The sequence below is a fragment of the Plantactinospora endophytica genome (assembly GCF_016862915.1).
In the GTDB taxonomy this organism is placed as follows: domain Bacteria; phylum Actinomycetota; class Actinomycetes; order Mycobacteriales; family Micromonosporaceae; genus Plantactinospora; species Plantactinospora endophytica.
The window spans coordinates 523,626-546,762 of the sequence record NZ_BONW01000001.1 but is presented as its reverse complement, the minus strand read 5'-3'; the positions used below and the strand labels follow the sequence as shown (position 1 = coordinate 546,762).

The 23,137-nt window shown below is 73.9% G+C and carries 23 protein-coding genes and 1 pseudogene; 11 read left to right on the top strand and 13 right to left on the bottom strand.

The window, feature by feature from the left end; translation table 11 throughout:
- Positions 1-60: 60 nt before the first annotated feature.
- Complete coding sequence (locus Pen02_RS02450; protein ID WP_372445553.1) at positions 61-915, bottom strand: SDR family NAD(P)-dependent oxidoreductase; 855 nt, start codon at positions 913-915, stop codon at positions 61-63.
- Between the two features lie 268 nt (positions 916-1,183).
- Here Pen02_RS02450 and Pen02_RS02445 point away from each other — a divergent pair, with 268 nt between their 5' ends.
- Both Pen02_RS02445 and Pen02_RS02440 read left to right on the top strand, forming a co-directional pair.
- Positions 1,184-1,765, top strand: coding sequence for a DUF4190 domain-containing protein (locus Pen02_RS02445; protein WP_203864200.1), 582 nt, complete (start codon positions 1,184-1,186; stop codon positions 1,763-1,765).
- 23 nt (positions 1,766-1,788) lie between these two features.
- Positions 1,789-2,244 carry a DUF4190 domain-containing protein gene (locus Pen02_RS02440; protein ID WP_203864199.1) on the top strand — a complete coding sequence of 152 codons (456 nt, stop codon included), beginning with the start codon at positions 1,789-1,791 and terminating at the stop codon, positions 2,242-2,244.
- A 62-nt stretch (positions 2,245-2,306) separates the two neighbouring features.
- Here the strand turns inward: Pen02_RS02440 and Pen02_RS02435 are convergent, their stop codons facing one another.
- Genes Pen02_RS02435 through Pen02_RS02425 form a run of 3 tightly spaced genes read right to left on the bottom strand, consistent with a single transcriptional unit; the run spans position 2,307 to position 5,304 of the window.
- Positions 2,307-3,728 carry a TolB family protein gene (locus tag Pen02_RS02435; RefSeq protein ID WP_203864198.1) on the bottom strand — a complete coding sequence of 474 codons (1,422 nt, stop codon included), beginning with the start codon at positions 3,726-3,728 and terminating at the stop codon, positions 2,307-2,309.
- Positions 3,718-4,221, bottom strand: a complete 504-nt coding sequence (locus tag Pen02_RS02430; RefSeq protein WP_239139900.1) for an RNA polymerase sigma factor — start codon at positions 4,219-4,221, stop codon at positions 3,718-3,720. The genes Pen02_RS02435 and Pen02_RS02430 overlap by 11 nt, the downstream gene beginning before the upstream one ends.
- Before the next feature lie 3 nt (positions 4,222-4,224).
- Positions 4,225-5,304, bottom strand: a complete 1,080-nt coding sequence (locus tag Pen02_RS02425) for a DMT family transporter (RefSeq protein WP_203864197.1) — start codon at positions 5,302-5,304, stop codon at positions 4,225-4,227.
- Between the two features lie 114 nt (positions 5,305-5,418).
- Between Pen02_RS02425 and Pen02_RS02420 the strand changes: the two genes are divergently transcribed.
- The 3 genes from Pen02_RS02420 to Pen02_RS02410 all read left to right on the top strand — a co-directional run bounded on the left by Pen02_RS02420 (position 5,419) and on the right by Pen02_RS02410 (position 8,425).
- Complete coding sequence (locus Pen02_RS02420) at positions 5,419-6,327, top strand: HAD family hydrolase (RefSeq protein ID WP_203864196.1); 909 nt, start codon at positions 5,419-5,421, stop codon at positions 6,325-6,327.
- On the top strand, positions 6,324-6,836 hold the full coding sequence (locus Pen02_RS02415) for a hypothetical protein (RefSeq protein ID WP_239139899.1): 513 nt from the start codon (positions 6,324-6,326) through the stop codon (positions 6,834-6,836). Before Pen02_RS02420 ends, Pen02_RS02415 begins: the two co-directional genes overlap by 4 nt.
- A 386-nt stretch (positions 6,837-7,222) precedes the next feature.
- Positions 7,223-8,425 (top strand): Mrp/NBP35 family ATP-binding protein, encoded by a 1,203-nt coding sequence (locus tag Pen02_RS02410; protein ID WP_203864194.1) that lies wholly within the window; start codon positions 7,223-7,225, stop codon positions 8,423-8,425.
- Positions 8,426-8,487: 62 nt separating this feature from the next.
- Here the strand turns inward: Pen02_RS02410 and Pen02_RS02405 are convergent, their stop codons facing one another.
- Together Pen02_RS02405 and Pen02_RS02400 are read right to left on the bottom strand one after the other, a co-directional pair.
- Positions 8,488-8,931, bottom strand: a complete 444-nt coding sequence (locus tag Pen02_RS02405) for a twin-arginine translocase TatA/TatE family subunit (protein WP_203864193.1) — start codon at positions 8,929-8,931, stop codon at positions 8,488-8,490.
- A gap of 95 nt (positions 8,932-9,026) precedes the next feature.
- Positions 9,027-10,355: a S1C family serine protease gene (locus Pen02_RS02400; RefSeq protein WP_203864192.1), complete on the bottom strand. Its 1,329-nt coding sequence runs from the start codon at positions 10,353-10,355 to the stop codon at positions 9,027-9,029.
- Positions 10,356-10,845: 490 nt separating this feature from the next.
- Here Pen02_RS02400 and Pen02_RS02395 point away from each other — a divergent pair, with 490 nt between their 5' ends.
- Positions 10,846-11,421: an O-methyltransferase gene (locus tag Pen02_RS02395; protein ID WP_239139952.1), complete on the top strand. Its 576-nt coding sequence runs from the start codon at positions 10,846-10,848 to the stop codon at positions 11,419-11,421.
- Between the two features lie 171 nt (positions 11,422-11,592).
- On the opposite strand, the gene Pen02_RS02390 is transcribed toward Pen02_RS02395, so the two are convergent.
- Both Pen02_RS02390 and Pen02_RS02385 read right to left on the bottom strand, forming a co-directional pair.
- Positions 11,593-13,137, bottom strand: coding sequence for a leucyl aminopeptidase family protein (locus Pen02_RS02390; RefSeq protein WP_203864191.1), 1,545 nt, complete (start codon positions 13,135-13,137; stop codon positions 11,593-11,595).
- A gap of 150 nt (positions 13,138-13,287) precedes the next feature.
- The gene (locus Pen02_RS02385; protein WP_007455245.1) at positions 13,288-13,455 is read right to left on the bottom strand and encodes a DUF3117 domain-containing protein; all 168 of its coding nucleotides are present in this window, start codon (positions 13,453-13,455) and stop codon (positions 13,288-13,290) included.
- Positions 13,456-13,642: 187 nt separating this feature from the next.
- Between Pen02_RS02385 and Pen02_RS02380 the strand changes: the two genes are divergently transcribed.
- The 4 genes from Pen02_RS02380 to Pen02_RS02365 all read left to right on the top strand — a co-directional run bounded on the left by Pen02_RS02380 (position 13,643) and on the right by Pen02_RS02365 (position 18,180).
- Entirely contained in the window at positions 13,643-14,467 is an 825-nt protein-coding gene (locus Pen02_RS02380; RefSeq protein WP_203864190.1) for a PaaX family transcriptional regulator, read from the top strand.
- Positions 14,464-15,252, top strand: coding sequence for an enoyl-CoA hydratase-related protein (locus tag Pen02_RS02375; protein WP_203864189.1), 789 nt, complete (start codon positions 14,464-14,466; stop codon positions 15,250-15,252). The genes Pen02_RS02380 and Pen02_RS02375 overlap by 4 nt, the downstream gene beginning before the upstream one ends.
- 200 nt (positions 15,253-15,452) lie before the next feature.
- Entirely contained in the window at positions 15,453-16,757 is a 1,305-nt protein-coding gene (locus Pen02_RS02370) for a DUF1800 domain-containing protein (RefSeq protein WP_203864188.1), read from the top strand.
- Between the two features lie 172 nt (positions 16,758-16,929).
- Positions 16,930-18,180, top strand: a complete 1,251-nt coding sequence (locus Pen02_RS02365) for a DUF1501 domain-containing protein (protein ID WP_203864187.1) — start codon at positions 16,930-16,932, stop codon at positions 18,178-18,180.
- A gap of 117 nt (positions 18,181-18,297) precedes the next feature.
- Here Pen02_RS02365 and Pen02_RS02360 read toward each other — a convergent pair whose 3' ends face one another.
- The 4 genes and pseudogenes from Pen02_RS02360 to Pen02_RS42925 form a co-directional block, all read right to left on the bottom strand.
- Positions 18,298-18,906: a hypothetical protein gene (locus Pen02_RS02360; protein ID WP_203864186.1), complete on the bottom strand. Its 609-nt coding sequence runs from the start codon at positions 18,904-18,906 to the stop codon at positions 18,298-18,300.
- 4 nt (positions 18,907-18,910) lie between these two features.
- A complete protein-coding gene (locus tag Pen02_RS02355; RefSeq protein WP_239139898.1) occupies positions 18,911-19,501 on the bottom strand; it encodes a DNA-3-methyladenine glycosylase I in 591 nt (196 codons plus the stop codon).
- A gap of 62 nt (positions 19,502-19,563) precedes the next feature.
- Complete coding sequence (locus tag Pen02_RS02350) at positions 19,564-20,157, bottom strand: SRPBCC family protein (protein WP_203864185.1); 594 nt, start codon at positions 20,155-20,157, stop codon at positions 19,564-19,566.
- 554 nt (positions 20,158-20,711) lie between these two features.
- A pseudogene (locus Pen02_RS42925) lies at positions 20,712-21,302 on the bottom strand (DivIVA domain-containing protein); the annotation flags it as partial.
- Between the two features lie 349 nt (positions 21,303-21,651).
- Between Pen02_RS42925 and folP the strand changes: the two are divergent.
- Positions 21,652-22,521, top strand: coding sequence for a dihydropteroate synthase (gene folP, locus Pen02_RS02340; protein ID WP_203864184.1), 870 nt, complete (start codon positions 21,652-21,654; stop codon positions 22,519-22,521).
- Between the two features lie 104 nt (positions 22,522-22,625).
- Here the strand turns inward: folP and ndhC are convergent, their stop codons facing one another.
- Positions 22,626-23,006: an NADH-quinone oxidoreductase subunit A gene (gene ndhC / locus Pen02_RS02335; RefSeq protein ID WP_203864183.1), complete on the bottom strand. Its 381-nt coding sequence runs from the start codon at positions 23,004-23,006 to the stop codon at positions 22,626-22,628.
- Positions 23,007-23,137: the final 131 nt, after the last annotated feature.

Genomic DNA, 23,137 nt, shown 5'->3' with positions numbered 1-23,137 from the left:
CGCGGCGGTGTCGGAGCACCACCGCGACCGTCCACCCGTCGGTGGTACGCGCGTCCGGGGCTACCGGTACTCCGCCTCCCGCACGCTGTTGCCGCCATCGACCACCAGCATCTGACCGGTGATGTACGAGGCGGCCGGCGAGCACAGGAAGGCGATCGCGGCGGCGACCTCGTCCGGGGTGCCGGGCCGGCCGACCGGGGTGCCGAGCCCCTGCTTCAGCTCGGCCATGGTGGACGCGGCCGTGTAGATGGTGCCCGGCGCCACCGCGTTGACGGTCACCCCGTCGGCGATCATCTCCATCGCCAGCGCCCGGGTCAGCCCGACCACACCCGCCTTCGCCGCCGCGTACGCCGCCTCGGTGGGCAGGGCGTTGACCGGGCCGGCGGTGGCGGCGAGGTTGACGATCCGGCCCCAACCCCGTTCGGCCATGCCGCCGCTGAACGCCCGGCTGCACAGGAACGCGGTGCTCAGGTTGCGTTCGATCTCCCGGTGCCACTCGTCGTAGCTCAACTGGCCGACCGGCCGGAGCACCTCAGGACTCGCCCGGCTCGCCAGCCCGGCGTTGTTGACCAGCACCTCCACCTCGCCGAGCTGCTCGACGATGGCGTCCGCCAGCGCGCCAACCTCGGCCTCGTCGGTGAGGTCGGCGACGAATCCGGTCGCGCCCAACTCGGTCGCCCGGTCGTGGATGCGTCGGGTGGTCGAGACGATCGCCACCCGGGCACCGAGGGCGCAGAGCCGCCGCGCGGTGGCGTACCCGATCCCGTCCGGACTGCCGGCACCGGTGACCAGCGCGACCCGGCCGTCCAGGCGCATTGTCACCGGCTCGACGTCACCGCCCGGCGCTCCGCTGCGGTCCGGGTCGATGCTCTGCGAGACGGTGCCCTGCGAGCCGTTACGGGGCCGGCGGGCCAGCGCGGGGCGCGTGGCGTCCCGACGAGGCCGATTACCGGATCTGTCCCCGGCGCGCGCGTCGAATACCATGCCCGCGATCCTGCCCGGTCCAGGCGATACGGGCAACGCCGCAGCGCCGTGGCCCGGCCGACCGGCCGCGCTGCCTGAGGTACTCAGGCGCGGTATGAGGGTCGCGGCCGAGGCGGCGGGCCGGATATGGGGACACCGATCTGGCGGACGGCGACTACCCTGGCGACGCATCCCGAACGGACGAAGTGAGAGACCTCGAATGACCGACCCCCAGCAGAGCGGCTACTCCAGCGATCCGTCCTGGCAGGCGCAACCACCGGCGCAGCCCGGGGGATACCAGGATCCGGGCTACCAGCCGATGTACCAGGACCCGACGGTGCAGCAGACCGCCGCTCCCGCCCAGCCCTACCAGCCGGGATACCCGGCCGACCAGGGCTACCCCACCCAGTCCTACCCGGCCGGCACCGACCCGATCAGCGGCCAGCCGGTGGTGGCGCCGGGCTACCCGGCCGGTTACCCGGCAACCGGCTACCCGGTCGCCGCCCCGGGCCCGTCGACCAACGGGTTGTCGATCGCCGCGATGGTCGTCGCCATCGTGGGTGCGCTCGGCCTCTGCGGGTACGGCCTCGGCGGCTACCTCGGCGCGGTCGGGGCGATCATGGGGCACGTCGCCAGCAAGCAGATCCGCGAAAGCGGCGAGAACGGCGCGGGATTCGCCAAGGCCGGCATCATCGTCGGCTGGATCTCCACCGGCATCGCGGTGCTCGCCACCATCGGCATCGTGATCTTCTTCGTCTGGTTGGCCAACCAACCGACGTCGTCGTACGACACCGGCTACTGAGCACCCGACCAGTAGGAGACGCCGTGAACCCAGGCACCGCCGGCAACCCGTCCGAACCCACCAGCGACGCCGGTGTCGTCGCCCAGCCGGTCGTCGACCCGGGGCAGCAGTACCCGGGGCAGCAGTACCCGGGGCCGGCCGGCGAGGCGCCGCAGCCGGGCTGGACGCCGGGCCACCCCGGCTACTCCGGCTACCCCTACGTGGTGCGCCGGCCGACGAACGGTATGGCGATCGCGTCCATGGTCACCGGGATCGTCGCCCTGTTCAGCTGCCAACTGCTCGGCGGCGTCGCGGTCTACCTGGCGAAGAAGGCGCGTACCGAGATCCAGGCAAGTGGTGAGGAGGGCAGCGGCTTCGCCACCGCCGGTCTCGTACTCGGCTGGGTCTCGCTCGGGATGGCCGCCCTCGGCCTGCTGCTCTTCCTCGCCTACCTGGGCTTCATGGGCGTGCTCTTCGCCACCACGGCGAACACCGGCTGATCCCGGGCCGCACGCCGGGGCTGGCCGACGCCACGGCTGGCCGACGTCAGGGCTGGCCGACGTCAGGGCTGGCCGACGTCAGGATTTGGCGCCCCGGACGGGCCAGGCCGCGACCCGGATGGGCGGCGGCGTCGCGCGGACCGTCGCCGTACCGTCCGGAAGACCAGCCAGCCGAGCAGCGCGACGGCCACGGTGACCAGGACCCGCCACCACCAGGGCTGCGGCCCACGCTCCGGACCTCCGGGGTCGTCGACCACCCGCAGGTCCGCCAGCAGGCCGTCGGCGAGTCGAAGCTGGTTGACCCGGGCCGGTCCACCCGGCCCGTCCGAGATCGTGGCGACGGTCCGGGCGGCACTGCCGTCCACCGGGGTCCGGCGGATCTCGTAGTCCCCGTCCAGCATGCCGACCAGCAGGGTGTCCGGCGAGGACCAACCGAGCAGCTCGGCCGGGTGCGGCAGCCCGGGCAGCGGCGCGGGCACCGGGGCCGACCCGCCGGTCGGGTCGACGAAGGCGAAGCCGCCGCTCACGGCGCCGAGGTGCTGCACCACCAGCAGCCGGCCGTCCGGCGACCAGGCGTTGACGCCGGTCAGGTGGTAGCCCTCCGGCAGGGCCAGGGTCCGGCGCACCGCGCCGGTGAAGTCCAGCAGGTCGATGCGGCCGGACGTGGGTGACCCGGACGTGGACGACACGGCCAGCAGGGTGCCGTCCGGCGACACCGCCGCCCCGAGCATCGAATCCGGCGACGTGTACTCGCCCAGCGCACCGAGCCGGCCAGCCGGCACGTCGAGTACGGCCAGCCGGTAGCCCTGCCAGCGGCTGTCGAAGGGGCCCCGCTCCAGCCGGAAGACCACCCGGGACCCGTCCGGCGCCCAGGCCAGCGGCGACAGTATGGCGGGCGGGTCGAACGCTATCTCCCGTACCCGGCCGGTCCGCAGGTCGACGATCTCGACCCGGCCGCTCACCCGATGGTCGTCGGCGACCACCACCTGGCTGCCGTCCGGGCTGAGCAGGGCAGACGCGGCACTCCACTCCCCGTCCGCCTCCTCCGCGCCGCGCCGCTCGGCCAGGTCCAGCCGGCGGTACGTCCGCCCGTCGACACCGAGTACCAGCACCTGGCTGGTGCCGACCCGGGTGCCGAGCGTGCCCTGCCGGTAGAGGGCCACCGCCGGACCGGGCGGATCCTTCGACACCGGCGCGGTCAGCAGCGACATCCCGGCGAACCGCGCCGGCAGTGTCGGCGCGTCGGGCAGCCCGGCCGGCGCCGAGCCGCCACCCGGCCGGAGAGCCGGGGCCAGCGCGACCCCGGCGAGCAGCACGAGTACGGCCACGGCGGCGAGCACCGGGCGTCGCCAGGCGGCCGGAACGCGGGTACCCGAGCGGGCCGCGCGGGCGCGTAACCGCTCGGCCGGCGGCGGCACCACCAGCGGTTCGTCGGCCACGCCCCGCAATCCGGCGATGATCCGGCGGTCCAGGTCAGTCGTCATCGAGGTGCTCCTGGAGGACGGCGAGCGAGCGGTGCAGCAGCGACTTCACGGTCCCCGGCCGGCAGCCCAGCGCCGAGGCGATCTCGTCGACCGGAAGGTCGAGGTAGTAGCGGAGGAAGACCACCGAGCGCTGCCGTGGCTTGAGCCGGGCCAGCGCCGCCCGTACGGCGGTGGTGGTGCCGTCCGGTGGTGCCGACTGCTCCGGCGGCGGTGCCTCGGTGTCGCCGTACCGGCGTTCGAGGATCCGTCGGCGCAGCCACGAGGTGCTCCGGGAGACGACCGCCCGGCGCAGGTACGGCACCGGCTCCCGGACGTCGTCGCGGCGGCGCAGCCACTCGACGAAGACCTCCTGCACCAGGTCCTCGGCGGCCGGCCGGCTGCCGGTGGTCACGTACGCCAGCCGGACCAGCGGGTCGTACTGTGCGGCGTACACCGCGTCGAAGGTCGGTTCCGCAGGAGCCGACGTCTGCACCACCACACTGCTATGGCGCACGACTCAACCGTTTCGTTGCGGACCTCCGAGGCCCGGCCCGGCGTCCCGCACCGGGTCGGAGTACCCGGGTGCACCGGTCTCCGGATCGGCGTACCGGGGTGCACCGGTTCCCGGCAGTGGACCCGCCTCCGGTGGGGCGGGTAGCGGCTCCGGATCGGCTGCCGCGCCGACCCGGCGGGCGGCCCGCGCCTCGCCGTGCAGTACCACGGCGACTCCGGCGAGCAGCAGGGCCAGGCCGGGCAGGGCGGCCGTCCGGGGCACCTGGCCCAGCCAGGCCCAGGCGAGCAGCGCGGCACCGGGCGCTTCGAGCAGGAAGAGCACACTGATCGTGGTGGCCGAGATCCGGCGCAGCGCGTAGTTGAACATCGAGTGGCCGAGCAGTTGTGCCCCCACCACCAGCCCGAGGACGGCGAGCCAGGTCGCGGCGTCGTACCCGCCGAGCCGTACGCCTCCGACGAGGCAGACCAGCAGCAGCGCCGCCGCGCAGACCGCGTAGCAGATGGTGGTGTAGCCGACGGTGCTGATCGTGCTGCGGGCCCGCTCGCCGAGCGCGGTGTAGACGGCCGCCGCCATGCCACCGGCGACCGCGAGCAGGTCACCGGCGACGGCACGGCCGGAGACCCCGAAGTCGGCACCGACCGCCCAGATCGCGCCGACCACCGCCAGTCCGATGCCGACCCAGGCGAGCGGGGACAGCCGGCGCCCCTGGGCGAGCGCGATCAGCCCCTGCCAGACCGGCTGGGTGACCACCAGCGCGGTGGCGGCGGCCACCGAGGTCAACTGTGCGCTCGGCATCCAGGTGGCGAAGTGCACGGCGAGGGCGAGACCGGCCAGTACGCAGTAGCCGGCGTCCCGGCGGCCGGCGCCCCGGGTCAGTGCCCGGAACTCGGCCCGGCGCCGGAGCAGCGCGACCGGTCCGAGGACGCCGAGCGCGAGGAAGTTGCGCCAGAAGGCGATGGCCAGCGCGGGTGCGGCGGCGAACGCGATCAGCGGGGCCGACGACGACACCGCGGTGATGGCGATCACGACCGCGCCGACGGTCAACGGGTCGATCGGGGTACGGGGCGGCGGTACGGCTGGCACGGAAAAATCCTCACATGTCACTGCGGGCCACCATCTGGTCGACAAGTCGTTACGATCGTCCGATCGCACCAGGCTTCATCCGGTGCTTCATCCGGTTCTGGAGGCTGCTCCCCCATGCCCACATACCGGTTCCCCTCCCCGACCGACCTACGTACCGCCCCCGACCCCCGACCGCCGCACCCCGCCGAGGTCGACACGCACCCGGACGTCCGCCCGGCCCCCGACCTCGACAGCGGATCCGACCGGCCGGGCCGGGACCGGGGACGACCACCCGCGTACCAGGCGGTGCTCTTCGACTTCTTCGGCACGCTCACCCGGGCCACCCGGCGGGGCAGGCGGCACGCGACGGTCGCCGCACTGCTCGGCTGCCCGGTGGAGGCCCTGGTGGAGGTGCTCGACAGGTCGTTCTACCTGCGCGCCACCGGAGCACTCGGCGACGCCACCGCCACCATGCGCTGGATCTGCGAGCAGACCGGCGTCCGACCCTCCCCCGCCGACCTGCGGGCCGCCGTCGCCGCCCGGATCGAGGCGGTACGCGCCGACACCCGACTCCGCCCCGAGGCGGTAACGGTGCTGCACGCCGTACGGCGCCGCGGCGCCCGGACCGCGCTGGTCAGCGACTGCACCCACGAACTGCCCGAGTTCCTGCCGCAACTACCGGTCGCGCCGCTGCTCGACGTACGGGTCCTCTCGGTGCAGGAGGGCCGCTGCAAACCCGATCCGGCGATGTACCTGGCCGCCTGTCACCGGCTCGGCGTCGCCCCCGCGGACTGCCTCTACGTGGGCGACGGCGGCAGCCAGGAGCTCACCGGCGCCGCCCGGACCGGGATGACGGCGGTCCGGCTGGCCGGCGCCGACCTCGACGGCCACCTCGTGTTCAACCGTGACGACGGCTGGACCGGTCCGGCCCTCACCTCGCTGGCCGAGGTACCCGGGCTGCTCGACGTACCCGGGACGGGCCGGCCCGGGTCGGCGCCGGCGGGTTTCGTGCCGGTCCCGGGTGGGGCAGGATGCGGGGTGTGACGGACGAGCAGGAGGTCCCGGTCCCGCCGCTGGTGGCGGAGGCGGTGAAGAAGGCCGCCGTGGCGTGGGTCGCGGTCGGCGACCGTCCCCCGGTCGCGCTCTGGTGCGTGCCGCTGGACGGCGGCCTCTACGTCGTGAGCGGTCCCGGCGAGCAGTCCGCGCCGGGGCTGGCGGAGGCCGGCACGGCGACGGTGACCCTGCGCGGCGACCACGGCGGACGGATCGTCACCTGGCCGGCCGAGGTGACCCGGATCGCGCCGGACAGCGAGCAGTGGGCGACGGTCGCCCCGCAGGTGGCCGCCAAGCGGCTGAACGCCTCCGGCAGTCCGGCGGAGCTGGCCGAACGCTGGACGGCCGGCTGCGCGCTCAGCCGACTGGCACCCGCCGGCGCGCCGCTGGCCGCCGGAGAGTCCCTGCCGGACGACTCGCTCGCCGCTCCGCCGCGCGAGACCACGGCGGTCCGCAAGACCCGCCGGCCGTTCCGGCTGCACCGGGTCCGGCGGCGCTGACCGGAGTACGTCGGCGGCGCCGGTCCGGGACGCGCCGGTGACATCGGTCGGGGGCGCGTCGGCGGCGTCGAGGTGACCTGTCCGGACAGCGGCGCCAAGCGGAGTGGCGATCCGACGGGTGGAAGGCGATCCGACAGGCGGAAGGGTTGCCGGCAGCGGCCCGAAAAAGCGCCGCGCGCCTCAAGGGGCTAGGCGCGCGGCGAGCTTCAACGATCGTCGCACCCCGGCGGGTACGGCGTCTACCGCCAAATCGCCAATTTCCCCACCCATGGCTGAACGCCCGACTTGCCGCCCACGCCGTGCTGAATCGTGCCGGTTACTCTTCGTACCCGTCTGTCCAGGTGCGGCCGGTCGGTCGGGCCGCCCGGCGACGTAGCATGGCGAACATGTCTGCTCCCGCCGTTCCCGGCCAGGAGGCCGCCGCCTCCGGCACCGACTCCGCCGTCGGGCCCACGAACGCCGTCGAGGAGGCGGTGCACGCCGCGCTCGCCACCGTCGACGACCCGGAGATCCGCCGGCCGATCACCGAACTCGGCATGGTGCGCTCCGCCGTACTCGCCGAGGACGGCACGGTACGGGTGGAGCTGCTGCTCACGGTTGCCGGCTGCCCGTTGCGGGACAAGCTGCGGACCGACATCACGGCTGCGGTCTCGGCGGTGCCCGGGGTGACCGGTGTCACGATCGACTTCGGGGTGATGAGTCCGGAGCAGCGGCAGGCGCTCCAGGCCCGGCTGCGTGGCGGCGGGGCGAGCCAGGAGCCGGTGATCCCGTTCGCCCAGCCCGGCTCCCGGACCCGGGTCTACGCCGTGGCCAGCGGCAAGGGCGGCGTCGGCAAGTCGAGCGTCACGGTCAACCTGGCCGCCGCACTCGCCGCCAAGGGCCTCTCGGTGGGCGTCGTCGACGCGGACATCTACGGCCATTCCGTACCCCGGATGCTCGGCGTCGACGGCCGGCCGACCCGGGTGGAAGACATGATCATGCCGCCCCAGGCGCACGGGGTGAAGGTGATCTCGATCGGCATGTTCACCGACGGCAACGCGGCGGTGGTGTGGCGGGGGCCGATGCTGCACCGCGCGTTGCAGCAGTTCCTCGCCGACGTGTACTGGGGCGACCTGGACGTCCTGCTGCTGGACCTGCCGCCGGGCACCGGCGACGTGGCCATCTCGCTGGCCCAACTGCTGCCGAACGCGGAGATCCTGGTGGTGACCACGCCGCAGACCGCCGCCGCCGAGGTGGCCGAGCGGGCCGGCGGGATCGCCCTGCAGACGCACCAGCGGCTGGTCGGGGTCGTCGAGAACATGTCGTGGCTGGACCTGCCGGACGGCTCCCGGATGGAGGTCTTCGGCTCGGGCGGCGGCGCGATGGTCGCCGAGTCGCTGACCAGGGTGATCGGCGCGCAGGTGCCGCTGCTGGGTCAGGTACCGCTGGATACCCGGGTACGCGAGGCCGGCGACGCCGGTGATCCGGTCGTACTCGCCGCGCCGGAGGCGCCCGCCGCCAAGGCGCTGAACGCGGTCGCCGACCGGCTCGCGGTCCGCCGGGAGTCCCTGCTCGGCAAGCCGCTGGGGCTGCGCCCTTCCGGCCGCTGACGGACTACGCCGCTCCGGCCGCCGGGTCGGAAGTGCGGCGGCGTGCGGGCGGTCCGTGAGGGTCAGGTCGCGTCGACGTCGAAGACCCGGCGCTGGGCCGGCGTCACCTCGCTGCCGCTGGCCGGGGCCGAACCGGTGTTGCCGGCCGTGGAGGTACCCGACGAACGGAGATCCGCCGCCGCCGCGACGTCGTCCACCTCACGGCGTACGTCGGTCAGGTCGGAGCGGATCTTCTCGAACGTCCCCTCCAGCGGCTTGCGGATCGCCTGCTCGTCTTCCTCGCTGAGCAGGTGCTTGCGGATGAACGCCTTCGGGTGCAGGTCCTCGAGCTGGATGTCGGTGCCCAACTCCCGGCTCAGGTCGCCGGTCGCGTTGCGGGCCATGTTCCGCAGGTTGCGCAGCATCCGGAGGCCGTCGCTGATCACGTTCGGCAGCCGGTCACCGAAGATCAGCAGGGCCACCAGCAGCAGCGCACCGATCTCCCACCAGTTCAGGTTCTCGAACACGGCGGCCTCCTCATCCCCGTCCCCGGCAAGAGTACGCACGCCGTGGTGGCCGGTGGGAGGGGGAGCCGCCAGCTACTTCCCGCCCACGACCGACGTCACTTCGCGTCGGCGGCCAGGGTCACCGAGGCGGCCTGCCGTTCCGACCCGCGCCGGTACTCGACGTTCACCACCGAGCCGGGCGCGTACTTGCGGACCAGCGCGATCAGGTCGCTCGGGTCCTCCAGCGCCCGGCCGTCCAGCCGAAGCACCACGTCACCGGCCTGCAAGCCGGCCGCGGCGGCCGGACCCGACGGCTCGACGGCCGAGATCCGCACCCCGCCCGACCCGCCGGAACGGGTCCCGCCGACCGTCGCGCCGATCACCGTCCGCCGTGCCTTGCCGGTGTCGATGATCTCCTGGGCCAGGCGCTTCGCCTGGTTGATCGGAATCGCGAAGGCCAGCCCGACGTTGCCGGCGGTCTCCTCGTCGGCGGCCGGCGTTTGGATCACCGAGTTCACCCCGATCACCCGCCCACCGCCGTCGACCAGCGGTCCACCGGAGTTCCCCCGGTTCACGGCGGCGTCGGTCTGGATCGCGGCGTAGTAGCGCACCTGCCCGCCCGCCTCGCCCTGCCGGAACGTCCGGTCCAGCGCGCTGACGATGCCGGCGGTGACGGTGTTGGCCAGCGACAGCGGGGTACCGAAGGCGAGCACCGGGTCGCCGACCGCCACCGTGTCGGAGTCGCCGAACTCCACCGGCTTGAGGCCGGTCCGGGACACCTTAATCACGGCGATGTCCGCCTCGGGGTCCTTTCCGACCACCTCGGCCGGCGCGGTGGACCCGTCGTTGAAGACCACCGTCGCGGTGTCGGCGCCGACTCCGACCACGTGGTCGTTGGTGATCACGTAGCCGTCCTGGGTCACCACGAACCCGGAGCCGAGACCGATCCCGCCGTTGCCGCTGACCCGTACCGTGACGACGCTCGGCAGCAGCCGCTCGGCGACCCCGGCCAGCGAGTCGGGTGGACGCCGGGCGGTGGCCGGCGGTTCCCCGGCGGTCGAGCCGAGCGCGGTCGTACCGCCGGCACCGCCGCGCACCGCGAAGGCGTAGCCGAGCGAGCCTCCCAGCGCGCCGGCCAGCAGCGCGGTGATCAGCGAGACCAGGAAGACCGGGGTCAGTCCGCGGCGCCCGGGCGCGTCCGGGTCGGAGACCGGCTCCGGCGCGGCGCCCACGCCCGCGACCGGCGACGCCTGCACTACCACGGCCACCGGAGTCGCCGGGTTCCGCCAGGGGTCGTGCAGCGCGTCGGACCACCACGGGGACGATCCCGGGTCGGCGGCCGACCCGGACGCCGCCGGAGCGCCGACTGTCGGGGGCGTCGACGGCGGGGGATTCCCCGGCGTCGCGGTCCCATCGGGCTGGCGCCAGTTCCAGCCGTCCGTCACGTTCGCTGCCTCCCAGTCCGTCCCTGAAGCCGGGCGCCGCGCGGGCACGGGCGACCGGTTCCGGTCGCGGCGTCCGGGTTCCGTGTCCAGGATCGCACGGATGGCCGAATACCCGTCAGCGGTTGGTCCGAGGCATGGTCGCCGTCCGAGGTACGCGCCTGTCGATCACGTACCACCACCCTTAGGCTCATACCCGCAACCCCGCCCGGTCCGCCGTCACACCGCCGCCGGCTCCACTGTCGCCCGCAGCACCGCCGCTCGAATCACCGCCGCCCGATCCACCGTCGCAACGCGTACCCGCCGTCCGCAAGCTCAGTTAGCCGGAAATCCCACACCCGCCCGCACCAGCGCCCCGCACCGCCGACCGAGTTCCATCCACAGCCGAGTTCCCTCGCCGCCCGGAGGTGCCGCCATCGCCACGGTCGCCCGGTCAGTCAGTACGACGACCGCCCAAGCCCTCCAGTTCGCCGAAGCGTACGTCGCCGAGGACCTGGTCCTGCGTACCGCCCGTAGCCTGGCCAGGGAGGTCGGCCTCGACGCCGTGACGCCGGGTACCGGTGCCACGCTCCGGCTGTTGGCCGCCGCCGGCAGTGCCCGGGCCGTCGTGGAGATCGGCACCGGCACCGGAGTCAGCGGGCTCTGGCTGCTCCGGGGGATGCGCGCCGACGGCATCCTGACCACGATCGACGTGGAGACCGAGCACCAGCGGATCGCCCGGCGGATCTTCCAGGAGGCGGGCTTCGCCTCCGGGCGTACCCGGATCATCACCGGCCGGGCCCTGGACGTGCTGCCCCGGCTCGCCGACGGCGTCTACGACCTGATCTTCGTCGACTCGGACGTCGCGGAGTACAGCGCCTGTGTCGAGGCGGCGCTGCGGCTGCTCCGCCCCGGCGGGGTACTCGCGCTGCACGGCACGCTGGCCGCCGGCCGGATCGGCGACCCGGCGGCCCGGGACGTGGAGACGGTGACGGTCCGGGAGGTGGTCAAGGCGGTACGGGAGTCGGAGGAGTGGACCCCGGCACTGCTGCCGACCGGCGAGGGCCTGCTCGTCGCGGTCAAGCGCTGACCCGTCCACCGGCCTGCCCTCGGTTCCGCACCGGGTGGCGAGGGGCTGTCGTCGGTCCCGTCGCCACCCGGGCGGAGCCTGTCCCGTCGCCAGCGGGGCGGAGTCGGTTCCGTCGCCACCGGGGCGGAGAGCTGCCGGCAGGAGGCGACGGGGCACCTGGCCGGACGCCGGCTACGGCTGGGTGGCCAGCCAGCGCAGCAGGGTGCGTACGCCCCAGCCGGTGGCGCCCTTGACGAGTTCGCCGTCGTTGCCGTCGGCCCAGGACGGCGCCGACATGTCGACGTGCACCCAGCGGTCCCGCAGGTCACCGGTGAACTCGCGCAGGTAGAGCGCGGCGAGCACCGATCCGGCGCCCTGGGTCGGGGCGCTGTAGAGGTCGGCGATGTCGCTGCCGAGGTATTCGGCGTAGTCGGTCGGCAGCGGCATCCGCCAGGCCCGCTCGCCGGCCGCACCGGCCGCCGCCAGTACCGCCTCGGCCAGCTCGTCGGTGTCGCTGTAGAGGGCCGCCGTCCGCTTGCCGAGCGCGACCGCGTTCGCCCCGGTCAGCGTGGCCAGGTCGACCAGCAGGTCCGGCGCGAGGTGCCGCACCGCGTACCCGAGGGCGTCGGCGAGTACCAGCCGTCCCTCGGCGTCGGTGTTGGTGCTCTCGCTGGTCAGCCCGTTGTAGTGCCGCACCACGTCGCCCGGCCGGTACGCCGAGCCGCTGGGCATGTTCTCGGCGAGCGGGGCCAGCGCGGTGACCCGGACCGGGAGGTCGAGCGCGGCGGCACCGAGTACGGCGGCGACCACGGCCGCGGCACCGCCCATGTCCTTGCGCATCAGCTTCATGCCGTCCCGGGGCTTGATCGAGATGCCACCGGTGTCGAAGGTGATCCCCTTGCCGACCAGTACGACGTGCCGGTCCGCGCCCTCCGGCCGCCAGCTCAGCTCGACCAGCCGGGGTCCCTGGGCCGATCCCCCGCCGACGGCGAGGATGCCGCCGAATCCCTCGGCGGCGAGCCGGTCCGGCTCCCGGACCTCGACGGTCAGCCCGGGCCGTCCGGCGGCGGCCTCGACCACCCGGTCGGCGAACCAGGCCGGGGTCTTCAGCGAGGAGGGGGTGTTGGTCAGGTCCCGGGCGAACCGGGTCGCCTCGGCGACCGCCCGGGCGGTGTCCAGGGCCGCCCGGTAGGGCTCCGGATCCGCGACCGCGAGCAGCACCTCGGCGAGCGCGGGCGGCTCGGCGCCGTTCGCACCGGGCATCCGGTACCGGTACGACGCCAGCCACACCCCCTCGGCGACGCCGCGCACGACGCCCGGATCGGCATCGAGCGGGATCGCTATAGTGATCGAACTCTCACGGGTGCCCGCCCGGACCACCGCCGCCCCGGCGGACCGCCAGCCGGCCTCGTCGCCGGCACCCACGCCGGCCAGCAGCAGCCGGGTGGGGGTGCTCTGCGGCCGGATCGACCGGTGCACCGCGCCCGCGCTCCCGGGCTGGTCGAGGTAGGGCAGCAGCGCGGTCGCCTCGTTGGCCAGCCCGGCCGGCAGTCCCGGGTAGGTCGGCAGGAGTCGACCGGTCGGCTCGGCCGTGTCACCGGAGGCGGGGCTGGCGCCCGGAGCCGGCTCGGCCCGCCCCGGTCCGTCGGTGGGCCGGTCGGGCGCCTCGACGGGGGCGACCGGCAGGGCCAGGGTGTCGAAACCGGTGGGGTCGACTACCAGACGGATCGACAGCACGCCGACCTACCTCCAGAGGATCTTGTGGGGAACGGGGTGGACGCTACCCCGCCGGACAGAACGACCCTGGGCCACCGGCAGCACCGCCGGTGGCCCAGGGTGAGAAACCCCGCCGGACGAGACGTGCCGCCCGGAGGAGTCGGCGTTCACTTAGCCGGCGGCGGCCTTCAGCGCGTCACCGAGCGCGTTGGCCTCGTCGGGAGTCATCTCGACGACGAGCCGGCCACCACCCTCCAGCGGAACCCGCATGACGATGCCCCGGCCCTCCTTGGTGACTTCCAGCGGACCGTCGCCCGTCCGCGGCTTCATCGCCGCCATGTTGTCTCCCCTCAGACCTTCATCAGGGTCGGTGGGTTACCCCACATCCATTTGGTCAGCATCACCGCCCAAGGCCGCGGTGCCGACCAACGATTTTCCCTGATGAACACCGCCGGACCCAAACCGAACCAGCGTTGATGTAACAGCACCTAGCATATCTTGAGAAGGGGTGTCACAATGTGCGGTCATGCAGGCACGGTCGGCACTCTTCGACCTGTATGGCGACTACCTCCGCTCCCGGGGTGGACGCGCACCAGTGTCCGCGCTGGTCAAACTACTATCCCCGCTGGGCATCGCGGCACCCGCGGTCCGTACCGCGGTCTCCCGGATGGTCCGGCAGGGTTGGCTGCACCCGCTCCGGCTGGCCGCCGGACCGGGTTATCTGCTCACCCCGAGAGCGGCCCGACGACTCGACGAGGCGGCTGCCCGGATCTACCGCACCGGCAAGATCGGGTGGGACGGTCGATTCGACATGATCGTGCTCGAAGCGGGCACGAACCGGCGAGATCGCCAGCGCCTCGCCGCCAACCTGAGCTATCTCGGCTACGGCATGCTCGACGAGCAGAACTGGGTCGCCACCCGGCCCGGGGAGGACGTGGACGGCCTGCTCACCGAGGCCGGCGTGCGCTACGAACGGTTCACCGCCGCACACACCTCCGGCACCCCCGGCGCGATGGGGGTGGTCCGGCGGGCCTGGGACCTCGACGAGATCGCCAACGCGTACCAGGAGTTCGTCTCGGCGCAGCGGCCCCTGCTCGCCTCGGTGACCGTACGAAGCTGCGACGAGGACGCGTACGCCGCCCGGTTCCGGCTCGTGCACGCATGGCGTACCTTCCTCTTCCGGGACCCGCAACTGCCTCCCGCGCTGCTGCCCGAACGGTGGCCCGGGACCAGCGCCGCGGCGTTCTTCGACCGGCACGCCGCCCGGCTCCGCCCGGCCGCCGACCGCTTCGTCGAGCAGTGCCTCGACGGTTCCCACCGGATCGCCCGACAGAAGGGTCCACACTCGTGACCGCGCCGCTGCTCATCGACCGCTCCGACTCCGTGGTCACGCTGACCCTGAACCGGCCGGCGGCGATGAACGCGCTCGACGTACCCCTGAAGGAGGCGCTGCGGGACACGCTGGCCGACCTGGAGCACGACCGCTCCTGCCGGGCGGTGGTGCTGGCCGGCGCCGGCTCGGCCTTCTGCGCCGGCCAGGACCTGCGGGAGCACGCCGAAACGCTGGCCGGTGGCAGCACCGACCCGCTCGGCACGGTACGGACCCACTACAACCCGATCGCCTCCCGGCTGGCCAGCCTGCCCAAGCCGGTGATCGCGGCGGTACGCGGCATGGCGGCCGGCGCCGGAGCCTCGCTGGCCTTCCTCGCCGATTTCCGGATCGGCGGACCCGGCACCAGCTTCCTGCTGGCCTTCGCCAAGGTCGGCCTGGCCGGCGACACCGGCGCCTCCTGGTCGCTGCCCCGGCTCGTCGGCCACGCGAAGGCGGTCGAGCTGCTGATGCTGGCCGAGCCGGTACCGGCGGACGAGGCGTACCGGCTCGGGCTGCTGAACCGGCTGGTCGACGACGAACTGGTACTGGAGACCGCGCAGGAACTGGCCGCCAGGCTGGCCGCCGGACCGACGGTGGCGTACGGGGCGATCAAGCGGCAGCTCTCGGTCGGCGACGCGGGCACCCTGTCGGAGGCGCTGGCCGCCGAGGCGCAGGCGCAGGCCATCTGCGGCGCCACCGCCGACCACCGGGCCGCCACCGCCGCCTTCGTGGAGAAGCGCCGCCCGACGTTCGACGGCCGCTGACCACCGGGCCCACTCAGGGCGTCGGTGGCGAGCTGGTGACCAGTCCACTCAGAGCGTCGGTGGCGAGCCGGTGACCAGTCCACCCAGGGTGTCGGCGGCGAGTTGGGGCCGCACGTCGTCGGCTCGGGCGCCGGTGGCGCAGACCGTTCTCGATTCCCGGCCTTACCGGGCTCGTACATTGCCCGCCTAGGGTCGGCCGCATGGTCGATCGGGACGCAGTCGTGCACCTGTTGCGCCGCGCCACCTTCGGGCCGACCGCCGCCGAGGTGGACGCGGCCGAACGTGCCGGGCTGGCCGGCACACTGGACCGGTTACTCGCCCCGGTCGGCGCCGACCCGGGCGCGGCGGCCACCCCGGCACCGGACCTCGGCGCCGACCCGTACGCCGGGATCGGCAAGGACTCCAGCCGGGAGCAACGACAGCAGGCCCAGAAGCAGCGGGCGGAACAGGCGCGTGGGCTGGTCGACTGGTGGCTCGACCGGATGGTCGCCGCCGAGCACCAGCTCACCGAGAAGTTGGTGTTCTTCTGGCACGGGCACTGGGCGACCAGCGTACGCAAGGTCAGGTCGGCCCAGCTCATGCTCGGACAGCTCGACACCTTCCGCAGGTACGGCCGGGGGCCGTTCGAGGAGCTGGTCCGGGCGATGGTCCGTGATCCGGCCCTGATCCTGTGGCTCGACGGGCAGAAGAACAGCCGTACCGCCCCGAACGAGAACCTGGCCCGGGAGCTGATGGAGCTGTTCACGCTCGGCATCGGCCACTACACCGAGGCGCACGTGAAGGCCGGGGCGCGGGCGTTGACCGGCTGGCAGGTCGACCGGCGTACCGGAAAGGCCCGGTTCGTCCGGCGCCGGCACGACCCGGCCGAGAAGACGATCCTGGGCCGGACCGAGGCGTTCGACGCCGACTCGTACGCCCGACTGCTGGCCGCCCGGCCAGAATCCGCCGCCTTCGTCGCGGCCCGGCTCTGGGCCCGGTTCGCCGGCACCGACGTACCGCCGCCGGAGCCGCTGTCCGGCGCGAACGGCGGCACCATAGAGGTACTCCGGGCGGTCCTCACCGCACCGTCGTTCGCGCAGACCCGGGGCGGGCTGGTGAAGCAGCCGGTGGAGTGGGCGGTCGGTGCGATGCGGCAGCTCGGCATCCGGCCCGGGAAGCTCCCCGACCAGCAGCGCAGGGAGCTGGTCAACCGGCTGGCCGGGATGGACCAGGTGCCGTTGCGACCACCGAGCGTGGGCGGCTGGCCGGCCGGCCCGGCCTGGTTGACCACGTCGTCGTTGCAGTCCCGGATGCGGCTGGCCGCGCTGCTGGCCAACGCGGCACCGGCGGAGCTGACCCGGCGGCTCGCCGCCGCGCCCCGGGACGACCGGCCGGCGGCGCTGGCCCGGCTGCTGGTGGTCGACCGGTGGACGCCACGCACCCGGGCCGCGCTGACCCCGCTGGCCGACGACCCGCGCCGGCTGCTGGTCGCCGGGCTGGTCAGCCCGGAATACACCGTCTGCTGAACGAGTACCGCACCGTCTCCCGACGGACGAGCTGCTGGCCGACGGACGAGCTGCTGGCTGATGGACGAGCTGCTAGCCGAGCTGATGGATAGACGAGTACACCGTGCGACGAGTGCGCGCCGGCTGCTGACGGACGAGCACACCGTCTGCGCAACGAGAAGGAGACGAGCGGATGGACATCCTCACCCGACGCAGGTTCCTGCTGGCCAGCGGGGTGGCCGGGGCGGGTGCGCTCGCGGCCGGCGCCACCGCGTACGGCCTGTCCGACCTGTTCGACACGGCCGGTGACCGGGACCCGCAGGCCCGTACCCTGGTCCTGGTCACCCTGTACGGCGGCAACGACGGCCTGAACACCGTCGTCCCGTACGCCGATCCGGCCTACCAGGACGCCCGCCCCGAGCTGGCGTACTCGGCCGACGAGGTGAAGCGGCTGGACGACCGGGTCGGGCTGAACCCGGCACTGGGCGGGCTGCACCGACTCTTCGGCGACGGCAGGCTGGCCATCGTACGCGGTGTCGGATATCCGACACCCGACCGCAGTCACTTCCGCTCGATGGACATCTGGCAGACCGCCCGCCCCGACCGCCCCGAGCAGACCGGCTGGCTGGGCCGCTGGCTGGACGGGGTCGGCGGCGATCCCCGGCTCGCGGTCTCCTTCGAGCCGACCCTGCCACCGCTACTGGCCGGAGCGCGCAGCGCGGGTGCCGCCGTACCGGTCACCGAGCGGAAGGCCCGCCGTCCGGTCGGCGACCAGACGCTGGCGAAACTCGCGGTGGCGGAACCCGGCGAGCCGGCCGGACAGGCCCGCGCCGCTGCCTGCTTCGCCGACCTGCGTGCCGTCGACGCCATGATCACCGAGGTACGCGACGCGGCAGCGGCCGACGAGGCCGACGACGGCGGTACCGACGAACGTCCGGCGGCGACCGCCACCGGCGGAGCCCGCAGTGCGCTCGCCGCCCAACTGGACCTGGTCGCCGAGTGCGTCGAGGCCGGGGTGTCCAGCCGGGTCTTCTCCGTCTCGCTGGGCGGCTTCGACACGCACGCCGACGAGAAGCAGCTCCAGGCGATCCTGCTCGGCCAGTTGGACAAGGCGCTGACCGCCTTCGTCGACCGGATGGCCGGCACCGAGGCCGGCCGCAAGGTGGTGGTGGCGGTCTACTCCGAGTTCGGCCGGCGGGTCCGGGCCAACGCCTCGGACGGCACCGACCACGGCACCGCCTCGGACGTCTTCCTGCTCGGTGCCGGCGTACGCGGCGGCCTGCACGGCGAGCCGCCCGACCTGACCCGGCTCGACGACGGCGACCTGCGGTTCACCACCGACTTCCGGGACGTCTACGCCAGCCTGCTGGAACGGGTACTCGACACCGATCCGGAGCAGGTGCTGGCCGGCTGGCGCGGCCGACTCGACGCCGTGCTGACCTGACGGAACCCGGGCAGGCTGTGCGTGCCGCCGGGCCACGCACGCCGACGGACGGGTCCGCACTCCGTCGCGATCGTGCGCGCCGCCGGAAGGCCGGTCGTGCGGCCGGGGTGGGCAGGCTCAGTCGTCGTCCTCCTCCGGATCCTGGTTGGCCTCGACCCCGAGCACGAACGCCTGCATCGCCAGCTCGTCGTCGGACGGCGCCACGAACGCGGGCAGCTCGCGCGGACCCAGCTCCTGGACGTACGCCCAGAACAGCCGGACCGCCTCGGCCGGTGACCCTGCCTCGATCGGCAGGTCCAGGCTGACCAGGTAGTTTCGGCGCTCCGGCGTCGGACCGACCCGGCCGGCCAGCTCCTGGTAGACCGCCGGATCGACCCGGGTGACCGGTCCGTCGAGGGCGAGCCGGTCGGCCGGCACCGGCGCGTCGAAGACCTGCCGGGTGTACGTCACCGCGAGCGCACCGGCCTCGTCCTGCTCGGCCTGCGGATCGTCCGGATCCCGCTCCTCGACGCCGTCGGCACCGAGCACCCGACCAAGCGCCACCACCAGCGGCGGCTGCTCGTCGCGCACCACCAGGACGGGGTCGCCGGGGCCGGGCCGGAGCCCGCCGCCGAGGCCGGTCAGTTCCAGGGTGTCGTGGTGGAAGAGCCGCTCGGCCTCGTACCGCTCGCCAGGGATGACGACTGCCCACGTCCTGGCCGGACCGACTGCACCCACTGCGCTCATGCCGTTATCCCATCACGGCGGCAGCCGGCGGCTTCACGTGGCAACCGTCGAGATGATCGTCGACCATGCCGGTGGCCTGCATCAGCGCGTACGCCGTGGTGGGGCCGACGAACTTGAAGCCGCGCTTGCGAAGCGCCTTGGCCATCGCCGTCGACTCGGTCGTGATCGCGGGTACCTCGGCGAAGGAGCCTGGTCGGGTCACCCGGGCCGCCGGGGCGAACGACCAGAGCAGTGTTGCGAGCCCGTCCGGCAGGTCGAGCGCGGCCCGCGCGTTGGCGATCGCAGCGTCGATCTTGGCACGGTTCCTTACGATCCCGGCGTCGGCCATCAGCCGGGCCACCTCGGCATCGCCGTACCCGGCGACGGTCTCCAGGTGGAACCCGTCGAAGGCGAGCCGGAACGCCGGTCGCTTGCGCAGGATCGTCAGCCAGGAGAGCCCGGACTGGAACGCCTCCAGGGTGAGCCGCTCGTAGAGCGCGTCGTCGCCGTGCAGCGGCCGACCCCACTCCTCGTCGTGGTAGACGGCATAGTCCGGGGTGCTCGCCCCCCAGCCGCAGCGGGCCAGGCCGTCGACGCCGGTCACCAGATCAGTCACGGCACCAACGGTAGGCCAACCGCCCGACATCCTGCCGGTGACCAGGGCCACCACCGGATGTGTCAGGGGAGTTGGCCGCGTTCCACCAGCCGGGCGAAGCGCTTCAGTGCCTGGCTGAGGCCGAACTTGGACCCGGGCCAGAGCACCGGCCAGGCGACCCGGCCGGCCGAGCCCCCGGGCAGGTGGAACCACTCGTGCCAGACCACCTGGGTCCGGTCCCGGTCCATCTGGGTGCAGCGCAGCACTCCTGGGCCGCGCAGCAGCCGCCCGCAGTGCACCACCCGCACCTCGTACGGCGGGTCCAGCCGGACCACCCGCATCTCGTCGCGGAGCACCGCCGGCCCGACCGTGGTGACCGCCTCGACCAGGCTGCCCTCGCCGCCGTCGCCCTCGACCAGCCGGACCCGGGTGAACGGAATCCAGTCGCCCTGCCGCTCCCAGGCGGTCAGTGCGCTGAACACCCGGGCGGCCGGAGCGGCGACGATGACGGTCGCGGTGACCTCCCCGGCGCCGGGCTCGGCCGCCGCGCGGAGTCCCTCGGTACCGTCCGGATCCGCACCGTCCGGATCCGCACCGCCCGGATCCGCACCGCCCGGATCCGCACCGCCCGGATCCGCACCGCCCGGATCCGCACCGCCCGGTTCCGCCGCGCTCACGCCCGCTCCGGCTGCTCCGCCGGTCCGCTCGGCCCGCCCGCCTGCGTCGGCCGCCGGGCCGGCCCGTTCGAGGTCCCGTCGGCCGGCTCGCCGGACTCGGCGGAGGCATCCGCCTGCGCCGGCCGTCCGACTCGCGCGGTCGGGGTCTCGTCAGTCGGTTCGTCGGACCCGACAGCCGCAGCCGCATCCACGTCCGCCGGCCGCCGTACCCGCGCGGTCGGGGTCTCCGCCACCGGCTCGCCCGGCTCTGCCAGTGCGCCCGCCGGCACGGGTCGGGTCCGCCGGGTCGGCTCCTCGTCGTCGCCCTCGTCCGCGTTCCCCGGCGCGGCGTCGGCGGTCGCGGCCGGCCGGAGCGGCGCGGTGGGCTCGGCCAGGTCACCGTCCTCGGTCTCGATCACGGACCCACCAACCCGGAGCGGACGGGTCGGCGCCCCCGGGTCGATATCGTCCGCCCGCTCGCCCGCCCGCCCGGCATCGCCGGCCCGGTCGGCGTCGTCCGCCCGGTCGGCACCGTCCGCCCGGGCGCCCGTCGACGCCGTGCCGTGCTCGGCCGGGGCGGGCTCGGGCCGATCGGAGCTGTCGGGCCCGAACTCGGCGCGCTGGAATTCGAGCGGCGCGGGTGCGGTCGGACCGGACCGCTCGCCGGACCCGCTCGCGGCACCGGAGACCGACGGCACCGGAGACGAGTGGACGCCGAGCCCGCCGGTCGTCGCCCCGGCGGCCACCGTGGGCGCGAGGGAGCGCTCAGCCGTGGTGTCCGAGGCGGTACCGGCCGACCCGGCCGGTACGAGGGACGCCTCGCGGGCCCGCCGGAGCACGTCGGCGTCGCCGACCCGGCCCTCCCGCAACGCGGTGACCTCCGCCTGGAGCACCCCGATCAGTTCGTCCTTGTAACCGATGTCGTACGCGGTCCGGCGCAGCGCCTGGTCGACCTGGGCCATCCGGTAGCCCCGCAGGGCCATGTCGAACCGGACCTGACCGACGTCGGTCTCCAGCAGCGGCCGGTTGCCGGGCAGCGGCACCGCCCGACCGTCCGGCTCGGCGGCGCCCAGCCCCGGATCGGAGCCGGTCACCAGCACCGTCACCCCGAAGACCACCGCCGCGACGGTCAGCGCCACGACCAAGAGGAGCAGAACCTGACCCATCCGCCGATGGTGGCATGACGAGCCGGGCCGGGCGACCCCGCCACCCCGGTCATTCTTCGACAGACGTGAAAGCCTGCCCGCCGGAACGCCGCACCGACCCACTTCCGGCCCGGCCACCGGCGTACCGGCAGCGGCCGGTGGGGTGCCCGCGCCGGGTCCTGCGGACGGATGCGTGGTGACGCCGGCCCGGGGCGTACGTAGATGATCATCACGAGCGGGCGGCGGCGGGTCGGGTCGGGTCGGCACGCCGGGTCGGGGCGGTCGCCCGCACTGGGTACGCGGGACCGCCGCCGACTAGCGTGATCAGCGCGGGGACCGTGCCGGGGCGGAGCCCGTGGAGGAGGAGTGGATGGCGGACGCGCTTCGACTGGGGCGGCGCAGCTTCGCGCCCGGCCACCTGGCCGTAATGGCGATCGTGAACCGTACTCCGGACTCGTTCTTCGACCGGGGGCTGACCTTCGCGGCCGACAGTGCGCTGCGGGCCGTGGAGCGGGCGGTGACCGAGGGCGCGGAGATCATCGACATCGGCGGGGTGAAGGCCGGTCCCGGCGACGAGGTGGACGTGACCGAGGAGATCCGCCGTACCGTCGGCACCATCGCGGCGGTCCGGGCCGAGTTCCCGGACGTGGTGATCTCGATCGACACCTGGCGGGCCGAGGTGGCCGTCGAGGCGGTCGCGGCCGGGGCGGACCTGCTCAACGACACCTGGTCGGGTGCTGATCCGGCGCTCGCCGAGGTGGCCGCCGCCACCGGGGCCGGACTGGTCTGCTCGCACGCGGGCGGGCTGACGCCGCGTACCCGGCCACACCGGGCCGCCTTCCCGGACCTGCTGGCCGACGTGGTGGAGACGGTCACCGGGCTCGCCGACCGGGCGGTCCGGCTCGGGGTACGCCGGGACGGCATCCTGATCGACCCGGCGCACGACTTCGGCAAGAACACCCGGCACTCGCTGGAGATCACCCGCCGGCTCGGCGAGCTGACCGCCACCGGCTGGCCGGTTTTGGTGGCCCTGTCCAACAAGGACTTCGTCGGGGAGACCCTCGACCTGCCGGTGGACCAGCGGCTGGAAGGCACCCTCGCGGCCACCGCGGTCTCGGCCTGGCTGGGCGCCCGGGTGTTCCGGGCCCACCAGGTACGCCCGACCCGGCGGCTGCTGGACATGGTCGCCTCGATCCGGGGCGACCGCCCGCCAGCGGTGTCCCGGCGCGGACTCGCCTGAGCCGTCCGCTCCCAAACCCCGCGCGGCAACCCGCCCGTCCCCACCTCATCGCCGGTCGCTACCCGCCGGCCCCCGCCGGATCGCCGGCCGCTGCCCGTCCAGCCTCACTGGGTCCAGCGGAGGATGTTCTTCCGCCAGGCGTAGAGGATGCCCAGGGCGAGTACGGCGACGAAGATCGCCATCTCGACCACCGTGACGAGACCGAACCCGGGCTTGTCGAAGACCACCGCCCAGGGGAAGAGGAAGACCGCCTCGACCGCGAAAAGGACGTAGAGGTAGGCGTAGACGTAGTAGCGGATCTGCATCTGCGCCCAGTCGCTGCCGACCGGGTCGAGCCCGCACTCGTAACTGGCCCGTTTGCCGGGCGGCTCCGCGGGACTCGCCGGCCGGAGCACCCGGTTGGCGGCGAACGCCCCGACGAAGACCAGTACGCTGGCGAGCAGCAGCAACCCCAGCGTCGCGTACGACCCCAGGTATCCGGTCATGTGCGGCAGCCTACCGTCCGGTGTCGGGTTTCCGCCCCGCAGAATTCGCCGCCCGAAGTTCGGTGATCTGGATAACGACTCTGCTTTCGGGGTGGGACGAAAGCAGGCTAATACTGCCATTACAGCGTCCC